This is a genomic window from Streptomyces alkaliphilus (assembly GCF_014141535.1).
Classification (GTDB): domain Bacteria; phylum Actinomycetota; class Actinomycetes; order Streptomycetales; family Streptomycetaceae; genus Streptomyces; species Streptomyces alkaliphilus.
Genome location: NZ_VKHT01000057.1, coordinates 1 through 11,539, shown reverse-complemented (window position 1 = coordinate 11,539; position 11,539 = coordinate 1). Strand labels below are relative to the sequence as shown.

7 protein-coding genes are annotated in these 11,539 nt (G+C 72.9%); 4 read left to right on the top strand and 3 right to left on the bottom strand.

The window, feature by feature from the left end; all coding sequences use genetic code 11:
• The first annotated feature begins 546 nt into the window (after window positions 1-546).
• The 4 genes from FNQ90_RS03895 (at window position 547) to FNQ90_RS03880 (ending at window position 6,084) form a co-directional block, all read left to right on the top strand.
• Window positions 547-3,420, top strand: coding sequence for an HAD-IC family P-type ATPase (locus tag FNQ90_RS03895; RefSeq protein WP_323379764.1), 2,874 nt, complete (start codon window positions 547-549; stop codon window positions 3,418-3,420).
• 149 nt (window positions 3,421-3,569) lie between these two features.
• On the top strand, window positions 3,570-4,382 hold the full coding sequence (locus FNQ90_RS03890) for an alpha/beta fold hydrolase (protein ID WP_182604971.1): 813 nt from the start codon (window positions 3,570-3,572) through the stop codon (window positions 4,380-4,382).
• On the top strand, window positions 4,379-5,719 hold the full coding sequence (locus FNQ90_RS03885; protein WP_182604970.1) for a SpoIIE family protein phosphatase: 1,341 nt from the start codon (window positions 4,379-4,381) through the stop codon (window positions 5,717-5,719). The genes FNQ90_RS03890 and FNQ90_RS03885 overlap by 4 nt, the downstream gene beginning before the upstream one ends.
• Complete coding sequence (locus tag FNQ90_RS03880; protein ID WP_182604969.1) at window positions 5,716-6,084, top strand: STAS domain-containing protein; 369 nt, start codon at window positions 5,716-5,718, stop codon at window positions 6,082-6,084. Before FNQ90_RS03885 ends, FNQ90_RS03880 begins: the two co-directional genes overlap by 4 nt.
• A gap of 159 nt (window positions 6,085-6,243) precedes the next feature.
• Here FNQ90_RS03880 and ppdK read toward each other — a convergent pair whose 3' ends face one another.
• The 3 genes from ppdK to FNQ90_RS03865 all read right to left on the bottom strand — a co-directional run bounded on the left by ppdK (window position 6,244) and on the right by FNQ90_RS03865 (window position 11,530).
• Window positions 6,244-9,003, bottom strand: a complete 2,760-nt coding sequence (gene ppdK, locus FNQ90_RS03875; protein WP_407699302.1) for a pyruvate, phosphate dikinase — start codon at window positions 9,001-9,003, stop codon at window positions 6,244-6,246.
• A 467-nt stretch (window positions 9,004-9,470) separates the two neighbouring features.
• The gene (locus FNQ90_RS03870; protein WP_182604967.1) at window positions 9,471-10,628 is read right to left on the bottom strand and encodes an ABC transporter ATP-binding protein; all 1,158 of its coding nucleotides are present in this window, start codon (window positions 10,626-10,628) and stop codon (window positions 9,471-9,473) included.
• Window positions 10,625-11,530 (bottom strand): ABC transporter permease, encoded by a 906-nt coding sequence (locus FNQ90_RS03865; protein WP_182604972.1) that lies wholly within the window; start codon window positions 11,528-11,530, stop codon window positions 10,625-10,627. Before FNQ90_RS03865 ends, FNQ90_RS03870 begins: the two co-directional genes overlap by 4 nt.
• Window positions 11,531-11,539: the final 9 nt, after the last annotated feature.

Genomic DNA, 11,539 nt, shown 5'->3' with positions numbered 1-11,539 from the left:
CCGCGAACGGGGCCGTCCCCGCCACGAGGGGACCCGGAGGAGCGACGGCAACCGAGAACGATGTCAAGGGCCGAAACGGGGGATCCTGCGACCTGGTCGGCGACGGGGGCCGGACGGGCCCGGGCCGTATCGTGGAGATCACCGGCCGACCGTTCCGATTCCGTCCCGGCGGGTGGGGCCGACCACCACGGTCGATCCCACACCCCACCGGGACGGCCGACCGGCCCGCGACCACCCGGGCCGGGGGCGGCACGGCCGAGACCGACCCCGCCCCCGTCGGGCCCGGGAGGAGATCGACCGGGCCCCACATGTTCCGAAGGGATGTCCCGTGGTACTGGCCCGGTCCCGGACAACGCCCCCGTCCCTCATCGAGATCGGCGTCGGCCGATCAGCGGTCGACCCGATCGGCACCGGCACCCCGCCCCACCGGGCGCGCCCGCCACGCGGGAGCGTCCGCCGCGAACCGCCCGGTCGCACCCTTGTTCTCGTGTCGCCGGCCTCGTCGTACGACCCCGCCGGGACGAACACGCCCGGGGACGGCCGAGGGTGGACGACCCCCGGGACCACCGTCCCGTCGACCCCCGCAGCGGCATGAGCGCCCCCGCCGGCGACGGGCGCGTCGGGATCCGGGACGGGGTCGGGGGAAGCGGGGGTTCCGATGACCGCGAGCGGCGCCCCGAGGCCCACCGACTGGACACGCACGAGGTCGTACTGCTCCTGGGGACCGACCCCGACCGCGGTCTGACCTCCGACGAGGCGAAGTCCCGCCTGGAACGCTGGGGACCCAACTCGCTGCCGCAGGCCGGCGGCAGCGGCATCCTGGTCAGGCTGCTCCGACAGTTCCACCACCCGCTGATCTACGTGCTGCTGGTGGCCGCGCTGGTCGCCCTGCTGCTCGACGAGCCGGTGGACTCCGCCGTCATCATGGCCGTGGTGCTCGCCAACGCGGTGATCGGCTTCGTCCAGGAGTCCCGCGCCGAGGCCGCCCTGGACGCGCTGCGCGCCATGGTCCGCACCCGGGCGAAGGTGGTGCGCGACGGGGTCCCGCACAGTGTCGACTCCGAGGACCTTGTCCCCGGCGACCTGGTCCACCTGGCCGCCGGGGACAAGGTCCCCGCCGACCTGCGGCTGGTGCGTCCGGCCGAGTTGCGGGTGGACGAGTCCGCCCTCACCGGCGAGTCGCTGCCGGTGTCCAAGGACGAGTCGGCCCTCCCCGTGGAGACGGTCGTCGCCGACCGACGGAACATGATCTGGTCCGGCACCCTGGTCACCGGGGGCACCGGCACGGGCGTGGTCGTCGCCACCGGTGGCGAGACCGAACTCGGGGAGATCCACCGCCTGGTGGGCGGTGCCGACACCCTCGCCACCCCGCTCACCCGCAAGCTGGATTCCTTCAGCAAGGTGTTGACGGTCGCGATCCTCGTCCTGGCCGCGGTCACCTTCGTCCTGGGCCTGCTGCGCGGCGACGAGCTCGGCCTCACCTTCACCGCGGCCGTCGCGCTGGCGGTGGCCGCCATCCCCGAGGGGTTGCCCGCCGTCGTCACCATCACGCTGGCCATCGGGGTGGCGCGGATGGCGAGGCGTCAGGCGGTCATCCGACGCCTGCCCTGCGTGGAGACGCTGGGTGGGACCACCGTCATCTGTTCGGACAAGACCGGCACCCTGACCCGGAACGAGATGACCGTGCGGCGGGTGTGGACCCCGGACGCGGTGTTCACCGTGGAGGGCACCGGTTACGCCCCGGAGGGGACCGTGGTCGGCCCCGACGGCGAACCCCTGCCGGACGCGACCGCCGGCGGCGAAGCCCTGCGGTGGACCCTGCTGGCCGGCGTCGCCTGCAACGATGCCCGCCTGACGCACGAGGCGGAGCGCGACCGGTGGAAACTGATCGGCGATCCCACCGAGGGTGCGCTGCTGGCCGTCGGGGCCAAGCTGGGTCTGGACCCCGCCGGGGTGGGCACCGAGTTGCCGCGGCTGGACACCGTGCCGTTCAGCTCCGGGCGGCGGCGCATGGTGACGCTGCACGAACACCCCGCCGAGGGCGGCACCGTCACCCTCGTCAAGGGGGCCGTGGAGGGCCTGCTGCCGATCTGCGAGCGGGAGATGGGCGCCGACGGCCTGCCGCGTCCGTTGGACCGGGAGGCCGTGGAGCGGGCCGTGGAGGAGTTGGCCGGACACGGCCTTCGGGTGCTGGCCACCGCGATGCGGACCGGCCCCGCCGGGGCTCGCTCCCTCAACGGCGCGGGTGAAGGGGAGGACGGGGAGGCTCACGGAGGGAAGAGTCACGACGGGAAGGGAGCGGGCTCCGGCTTCGTCCTCACCGGTCTGCACGCCATGATGGATCCGCCGCGCGACGCCGCCCGGGACTCCGTGGCCACCTGCCGGCGGGCCGGTATCGAGGTGAAGATGATCACCGGTGACCACATGGCGACCGCCCGGGCCGTGGCCACCGACCTCGGGCTGCCCACCGATCGGCCCGGCGCCGTGGTGACCGGCGGGGAGCTGGCGGCCATGCCGCCGGAGGAGTACCGCACCGCGCTGCGGGAGGCCACCGTCCTGGCCCGGGTCTCCCCCGAGCAGAAGCTGCGGATGGTGGAGGCCCTTCAGCAGAGCGACGAGGTCGTGGCGATGACCGGCGACGGTGTGAACGACGCGCCGGCGCTGCGCCAGGCGGACATCGGCGTGGCGATGGGTCGCGGCGGCACCGAGGTGGCCAAGGAGGCCTCCGACGCGGTGCTGCTGGACGACGACTTCTCCACCATCGAGGCGGCGGTGGAGGAGGGCCGGGGCGTCTTCGACAACCTCTCCAAGTTCATCGTCTGGATCCTGCCCACCAGCATGGGACAGGCGCTGGTCATCCTCGCCGCGATCGTGATGGGCACCGCCCTGCCGGTGCTGCCCACCCAGATCCTCTGGGTGAACATGACCACCGCCGTGCTGCTGGGGCTGATGCTGGCCTTCGAGCCGCGCGAGCGCGGGATCATGGACCGGCCGCCGCGCAGCCCCTCGCAACCCCTGCTGACCAGGGCGTTGGGCCTGCGGGTGCTGCTGGTGGGCGTGCTGATCGTGGCCGCGGCGATGTGGCTGTTCTCGTACGAACGCTCGATCGGTGCCTCCGACGAGGCGGCCCGCACCGCGGCGATGAACGTGGTCATCGCGGTTCAGGTGTTCTACCTCTTCAGCTGCCGGTCGCTGCGGCAACCGGCCTGGCGGGTGGGGTTCTTCACCAACCCGTGGATCCTCCTCGGAGTGGGCCTGCAGATCCTCGCGCAGGTGTTCATCACCTACGTGCCGGTGATGAACACCCTCTTCCACACCGAGCCGATCGGCCCGGACACCTGGGCCCGGGTGCTGGCCCTGGCCGCCCTGGCCTCGGTGGTGGTGGCGATCGACAAGCGGCTGCGACCGGGCGCGCTGTGATCCGGTGCCGCCGTGTCGACCACCCCGGCGGGGTGTCGGCACGGCGGTGGCCACCCGTTCCCGGCCCGTCCCTCCCGGCGGCTCGCCGCGCCCGCGTCGTTCGACGACGATCACGCCCGTACGGGCCCGATCGGTGGCAGGATGTCCCCATGGACGTGCGCAGGCGCAACAACGTCGTGATCACCGGCCGGCCCGACGGCCCGGTGGTGATGCCGGCACACGGGTTCGGGTGCGATCAGAACATGTGGCGGCTGATGGTGCCCGCGCTGGCCGAACGGTACCGGGTCGTCCTCTTCGACTACGTCGGTTCCGGCCGGTCCGACCTCGCCTCCTGGAACCCCGAGCGCTACGCGAGCCTGGACGGTTACGCCCGGGACGTCCTGGAGATCTGCGAGGAGCTCGACCTGCGCGACGTGATCTTCGTCGGCCACTCGGTCAGCGCCATGATCGGGGTCCGGGCGGTCGCCCGGGCCCCGCACCTGTTCTCCGAGCTGGTGATGGTGGCGCCCTCGCCCCGCTACCTCGACGACCCCGGGACCGGCTACCGCGGCGGCTTCACCGAGGCCGACATCGAGGAGCTGTTGGACGCGCTGGACTCCAACTACCTCGGTTGGTCGGCGGCCATGGCCCCGGTGATCATGGGCAACCCCGGGCGTCCCGAGCTGGGTGAGGAACTGACCGAGAGCTTCTGCGCCACCGATCCGACGATCGCCCGCGTCTTCGCCCGGACCACCTTCCTCTCGGACACCCGCGACGAGCTGCCGGGGCTGCGCGTGCCGACCCTGATCCTGGAGTGCGAGCGGGACCCCATCGCGCCGCGGGAGGTCGGAGCCCACGTGCACGCGGCGATCCCCGGCAGCACGCTGGTGACGCTCGAGGCCACCGGCCACTGCCCCCATCTCAGCGCCCCCGAGGCCACCGCCGGGGCGATCCTCTCCTTCCTCCGGGAGCGCGGCCGATGACCCCGCCGGGTGCCGACGGCGGCGACACCGGGCGCGGGGGCGCGACCGGTGCCGGACCGGCGACGCCCGGCACCGAGGGCTTCACGGCACTGCTCGAGGACAGTGCCGAGGACCTGTACGAACACGCGCCGTGCGGCTATCTCTCCACCCTGCTGGACGGTGAGATCGCGCGGATCAACACCACCCTGCTGGGCTGGCTGGGCCTCACCCGCGAGGAGGTGGTGGGGCGGATGCGTTTCTCGGACCTCCTCACCGTCGGCGGCCGGCTCTACCACGAGACCCACTTCGCGCCGCTGCTGCGGATGCAGGGCGAGGTCTCCGGCGTCGCCCTGGAATTGCGCCGGGCCGACGGCGGGCGGCTCCCGGTCCTGGTGACCTCCGGTGTGAAGAAGGGCTCCGACGGACAACACCTGCTCATCCGCACCACCGTCTTCGACGCCAGGGAGCGCCGGGCCTACGAGAACGAACTGCTGCGGGCCCGTCGGGAGGCCGAGGAGGCCGCGGCGACGGCCGAACGGGAACGGGAGAGCACCGAGCGGGAACGCCGCCGGCTCCGGGAGGTTCTGGCCACCCTCCAGCGCAGCCTCCTGCCGCCCTCCCTGCCCTCCGTGCCGAACCTGGAGGCCGCCGCCCACTACCACACCGCCTCCCCCGATCACCTGGGCGGCGACTTCTACGACCTCTTCCCGCTGGGTGAGGGACGGTGGGGGTTCTTCCTCGGCGATGTCTGCGGGAAGGGGCCCGAGGCCGCCGCCGTGACCTCGTTGATCCGCTACACCCTGCGTGCCGCCGTCCTGCACGAACCGGACGCGGTGGGCGCGCTGCACGTCCTCAACGGCGTCCTGTACGAACGGGGTGCCGGTGGGGACCCGCGCCACTGCACCGTCATCGCCGGTTCGCTGAGTCCGCTGGACACCGACGGGGACGGCATACCCGGCGCGTACTCGATCCGGTTCGCCGGCGGCGGCCATCCTCCCGCCCTGCTGCTCCGCTCGGACGGTGGCGCGGAGTACCTGCCCACCCCGGGCGGAGTGCTGGTCGGCGTCCTGCCCGACCCGCGCTTCGTCGGCACCGAGGTCACCCTGCGGGCCGGCGACACCCTCCTGCTGTACACCGACGGACTCACCGAGGCCCGCGTCGGTCCGGAGTCCTCCCGTTACGGTGAGCGCGCGCTGCTCACCTTCGCGGAGAACCTGGCACCCGCGCGGGCCCATCATCTGGTCGACGTCGCGACCGCTCTGCTCGGGACGTTCGACCCGGGAGCGGACGACGACACCGCGCTCCTCGCGCTCGGTGTTCCCCCGCACCATCCGCAAGCCCCCGGGACACCCACATGACCGAGCTGATCACCGGCATCCGGCGGATCCGGAACGGAACGATCCTGGCCGTACGCGGCGAACTCGACTTCCACAGCGCCGAGCTCTTCCACCGAACGCTGCGCGAGCTGACCCACAACCCCGGCGAGGTCCTCGTCATCGACCTCGACGGCCTGGAGTTCTGCGATTCCAGCGGCATCACCGGCTTCATCACGGCACGCCACCGCGCCGTGGACGCGGGAGCGCGCGTGGCGCTGGTGAACGTCCCGGCGCACACCGCCCGGGTGCTGAGCATCATGGGGCTGGACGGAATCCTCCCCGCCCACCCGACGGTCGAGGCGGCCCTGGACGACGGCGTCCGACCCACCGGTACCACGGGGGCGTGAGCGGGTCCGCGCCCCGGGGGCCCGGCGACCGGGCACGTCGAGGGGGCGGCACCTCCGCACAGGTACCGCCCCCTCGTCCCCCGTGTCACCGGAGGCCGCCGCCGCGGTGAGGGTCGGGGTGCGGCGGCGTCCTCCGGTGGGCCGGGGCGATCGGTCGGCTCAGCCGACCACCGCCCGGCCCGCCTCCAGCCGGGCCACCGGGACCCGGAAGGGTGAGCAGGACACGTAGTCCAGCCCGACCTCGTGGAAGAAGTGCACCGACTCCGGGTCGCCGCCGTGCTCGCCGCAGACCCCGAGCTTGAGGTCGGGGCGGGCGGCGCGCCCGGCCCGGACGGCGGTGCGCACCAGGGCGCCGACCCCGTCCACGTCGATCGTCTCGAACGGCGAGATGCCGAAGATGCCCTTCTCCAGGTAGGCGCCGAAGAAGCTGGCCTCGACGTCGTCGCGGCTGAAGCCCCACACGGTCTGGGTCAGGTCGTTGGTGCCGAAGGAGAAGAAGTCGGCGCACTCGGCGATCTGGCCCGCGGTGAGGGCGGCCCGGGGCAGTTCGATCATCGTGCCCAGGCTCAGACCGAGCTCCACGCCCCGCTCCCGCTCGATGTCCGCGACGATCCGCTCGGCGTCCTCGCGGACGATCTCGAGCTCCTGCACCGTGCCGACCAGCGGGATCATGATCTCGACCCACGGATCACCCCCCGCGAGCCGGCGGTCGGCGGCGGCCTCCGCGATCGCCCGCACCTGCATGGAGAACAGGCCGGGGATGACCAGTCCCAGCCGCACGCCGCGCAGCCCCAGCATCGGGTTCTGCTCGTGCAGGCGGCGGACGGCGGGCAGCAGCCGACGGTCCTGCTCGTCGAGCGCGCCGTGGTCGCCGTTCCGTTCGGCCAGCGCGACGCGCACCGACAGTTCGGTGAGGTCCGGCAGGAACTCGTGCAGCGGGGGGTCGAGCAGCCGGACCGTCACCGGCAGGCCGTCCATCGCCTCGAACAGTTCGGTGAAGTCGGCCCGTTGCAGCGGCAACAGGGCGTCCAGGGCCCTGAGGCGATCCTCCTCCCCCTCCGCGAGGATGAGGTGCTCGACCAGCCCGCGGCGTTCGCCGAGGAACATGTGCTCGGTGCGGCACAACCCGATACCGCGGGCACCGAAACGGCGGGCCCGGGCTGCGTCGGCCGCGGTGTCGGCGTTGGCGCGGACCTCCAGCCGGCGGGCGGCGTCGGCGATGCCCATGATCCGACCCACCGCGCGCACCAGATCGTCGGCGCCCGGGTCGTCGGGGGCGACGCGGCCCTCGAAGTACTCCACGACCGGTGACGGCACCACCGGGACCTCACCCCGGTGGACCCGGCCGGTGGAGCCGTCGATGGAGATCGTCTCGCCCTCGGTGATCACCACGGGCTCCCCGCCGGGGCGGCGGACGGTCAGCCGGCGGGCGGCGGTGTCCACCTCGATCTCCTCGGCACCGCAGACGCAGGTCTTGCCCATTCCCCTGGCCACGACGGCGGCGTGCGAGGTCTTGCCGCCGCGCGAGGTGAGGATGCCGGCGGCGGCGATCATGCCGTCCAGGTCATCGGGGTTGGTCTCCCGGCGCACCAGGATGACGGCCTCGCCGGTGGCGGCCCGCTCGACGGCCGTGGCGGAGTCGAAGACCACGCGACCGACGGCGGCACCGGGCGAGGCGGGGAGGCCGGAGGCGAGGTGCTCGACCTCGGCGTCGGGGTCGAACCGGGGGAACATCAGCTGGGCGAGGCGTTCACCGTTGACCCGCCGCAGCGCCTCGGCCTCGTCGATGAGCCCCTGGTCCACGAGCTGCGTGGCGATCCGGAAGGCGGCGGCGGCGGTGCGCTTGCCGACCCGGGTCTGGAGCATCCACAGGGTGCCGCGCTCGATGGTGAACTCGATGTCGCACAGGTCCCGGTAGTGGTTCTCCAGGGTCTCCATGATGGACAGGAGTTGGTCGTAACTCGCCTTGTCGAGGCGTTCGAGTTCGGCGAGCGGCACGGTGTTGCGGATGCCGGCGACGACGTCCTCGCCCTGGGCGTTCTGCAGGTAGTCGCCGTAGACGCCCTGGTGTCCGGTGGCGGGGTCCCGGGTGAAGGCGACGCCGGTGCCGGAGTCGGGGCCGAGGTTGCCGAAGACCATGGAGCAGATGTTGACCGCGGTGCCCAGGTCGTGGGGTATCCGCTCCTGCCGCCGGTACAGGCGGGCGCGGTCGCCGTTCCAGGAGTCGAAGACGGCGCGGATGGCGAGGTCCATCTGCTCGCGGGGGTCCTGGGGGAACTCGCGGCCGGCGTGCTCGCGGACGATCGCCTTGAAACGGTCGACGAGGACGGTGAGGCGGTCCGCGTCGAGTTCGATGTCGGTGGTGACCCCGGCCTCGGCCTTGAGCGCGTCGATGGCCTCCTCGAAGAGGTCACCGTCGACACCGAGAACGGTCTTGCCGAACATCTGGATCAGCCGGCGGTAGGAGTCCAGGGCGAAGCGCTCGTCCCCGGCCTGCGCGGCGAGAGCCACCACGGAGGTGTCGGAGAGACCGATGTTGAGGACGGTGTCCATCATGCCGGGCATGGAGAACTTGGCGCCGGAGCGGACGGAGACGAGGAGGGGATCGTCACCCTCCCCGAGGCGCTTGCCCATGCGGCGTTCCAGCGCGTCGAGGTGCGCACTCACCTCGGCGCGGAGCTCCGGGGGCTCGGATCCGGTCTCCAGGTAGGCGCAGCAGGCCTCGGTGGTGATGGTGAAACCCGGGGGAACGGGCAGACCGAGCCTGGTCATCTCGGCGAGGTTGGCGCCCTTGCCGCCGAGGAGGTGTTTGAGGTCCTTGTGGCCCTCGGAGAAGTCGTAGACGTACTTCACCGGCGGAGCGGCGGGGGCCGCGGCTTCGAGGGTGACAGCGGGTACTCGTGTTCGTGTTTCCGGCACGGGACTACTCCTCGTGAACGGCTGCCCTGACAGCGGGAGGCTACCCCGCCGACCGCTCATCTGAGCATAATCGCCATCATTCGTGGCGGGCATCACGCTCACCAAGCGCGCATACGCCACCAAGCGGCGTTTTCACCCCTCGCCCACCCACCGGAATCGAACCTTTCGCCGGAACGCCGAAACCCCGGAGGGGGCGGGAGCGGCCGTCGGGCCGCCGGATTCATCCCTTTCAGGGTGGTACGGAACGGTGCGCTCGGCGACCCGGGGCCCGGGCCACGCCGACCATCACACCGGAGACGTACCGGAGACGCGTCGAGCGTTCCGCATCACGCGCTCATCCGAGCGCCGCCGGCTCGCGCGCGGGGCGACCCGGGGTGGGAACGGCGCGCGCCCCGCACCGACCCACCGACGGCGGGGCACGGGACGGGGCACGGCCGGAGAACACCCCGGACGGTGGAGCCGGCGCGCTACCGACCCGCGTCCACCACCGGAGGTGCCACCAGCGCCGGGTGGCCCTCCGGGTCGACCCGGACCCGACTGCCGGGGCCGAGCTCCACGGCCCGCCGGGAGGGCACGTCCACCTTCACCGTCGGACCACCGGGCAGGGCCAGGAGCAGCCGGCTCACCGGACCGAGGAAGGCGGCCGAGACCACCGTCGCCCGGCCCTCCGGATCGGGTGTCACCCGCAGGGACTCGGGGCGCAGCAGCACATCCGCCGCCCCGGTTCCCCCGACGCCCGGGGGCGGCGCGCCGTCCACCGGCAGTTCCGCCCCCAGCGCGGCGACCGCCACCCGCCGACCACCGTCGATCAGGGTGCCCGGCAGACGGTTCATGGTCCCCACGAATTCGGCGACGAACGGCGTGGCCGGCCTCCGGTACAGCTCCGCGGGCTCGGCGCACTGCTCCAGTCGGCCGGCGCGCAGGACGGCCACCCGGTCCGCCAGGCTCAACGCCTCCTCCTGATCGTGGGTGACGAAGACCGTGGTGATGCCCAGGCGCACCTGCAACCCCCGGATCTCCTCGCGCAGCGACAGCCGAACCTTGGCGTCCAGCGCGGAGAGCGGCTCGTCCAGCAGCAGCACCCGGGGCTCCGGGGCCAGGGCGCGGGCCAGCGCGACACGCTGTTGCTGGCCGCCGGAGAGCTGGTGCGGCCAACGATCACCGTGCTCGGGCAGACCGACCAGCTCCAGCAGTTCGGCCGCCCGCTTCCGGCGCCGGGCGGCCGGGACACGACGCACCCGTAGCCCGAAGACGACGTTCTCCGTGACGGTGAGGTGGGGGAACAGACTGTAGGACTGGAAGACCATGCCGGTGTCCCGGCGGTTGGGGGGCACCCCGGTGATGTCGGCACCGTCCACCGTCACCTCACCCTCGTCGGGGTGCTCGAAACCGGCGAGGATGCGCAGGGCGGTGGTCTTGCCGCACCCCGAGGGGCCGAGCAGGGCCAGCAGCTCACCCGGACGGATCGCCAGGTCCAACCCGTCCAGGGCGACGGTGGAGCCGAAAGAGCGTCGCAGGCCACGGAGTTCGACGCGCGCGGAGGAGCCGGCGGTACCGGCCGCCACCGCGGCGGGCGGCGGCACCGCCGGGATCGGGTCCACCGGGGCCTGCGGGGTGGCGGTCATCGCGGAGTCCTTACGTCGCGGGAGGTTCGAACGGGACGGCCGGAGGCCGCCGGTGCGGCGATGCCCGAGGCCGCTCCCCCGGCCCCGGCGCGCGAGAGCACGACCAGCAGCGCCCAGGTGACGAGCAGGCTCAGGATGGAGACGGCGACCGACATCCGCCCCTGGCTGTCGGCGATCTCCACGATCCACACCGGGAAGGGCCGGTATCCCAGCAGCCGGGCCACGGTGTACTCGCCCAGTACCAGCGCGAGCGTGAGGAAGGAGGCGCCGGCCAGCGCCGAACGGAGGTTGGGCACGATCACCCGCGCCAGGGCGTACCACCGGCCGGCACCGCAACTGCGGGCGGCCTCCACCAGGGTCCGCACGTCCAGCACCCGCAGCCCGGCGTCCAGGGAGCGGTACACGAAGGGCAGTGCCGTCACCGTGTACGCGAGCACCAGCACCACCGGGAAGGTGGGGTTCTGCACCGCGAGGAAGGTCTGGTACAGCGGGGTGCGGGCCAGGTGCTCCGGCCCCCATCGCAGCACCGTGTTGATGCCCACCACCAGGGCGATCGGGGGCACCACCAGCGGCAGAGTGCACACCGTCTCCACCACCGGGCGCAACCACCCCGGTCCCAACCGCACCGCCACCAGCGCGGGAACGGCCAGCGCCAGGGAGAGCGCGATCGTGGCCACCGCGAGGGAGAGCGACAGCAGGAGGCTGTCGGTGAAGCCCCGGGCGCCGAGAACACCGGTGTAGGCGTCGAAGGAGACGCCGTCGCGGGTGTCCACGGTGAAGACGAAGGAGGCCACCAACGGGGTGAGGAAGTAGACGGCCGCCAGGGCGAGGACCACCCCCCGCCACAGGGTCGGTCGTCTCCGTCGTCGGGGACGGCGGCCGGTGGGCGCGGGGGGCGACACGGTGGCGCC

Bases quoted from the DNA above. Each gene is read 5' to 3' on its own strand.
- FNQ90_RS03890 (WP_182604971.1), top strand. From the start codon at position 3,570: ATGGACGTGCGCAGGCGCAACAACGTCGTGATCACCGGCCGGCCCGAC.
- FNQ90_RS03885 (WP_182604970.1), top strand. From the start codon at position 4,379: ATGACCCCGCCGGGTGCCGACGGCGGCGACACCGGGCGCGGGGGCGCG.
- FNQ90_RS03880 (WP_182604969.1), top strand. From the start codon at position 5,716: ATGACCGAGCTGATCACCGGCATCCGGCGGATCCGGAACGGAACGATC.
- FNQ90_RS03870 (WP_182604967.1), bottom strand. From the start codon at position 10,628: ATGACCGCCACCCCGCAGGCCCCGGTGGACCCGATCCCGGCGGTGCCG.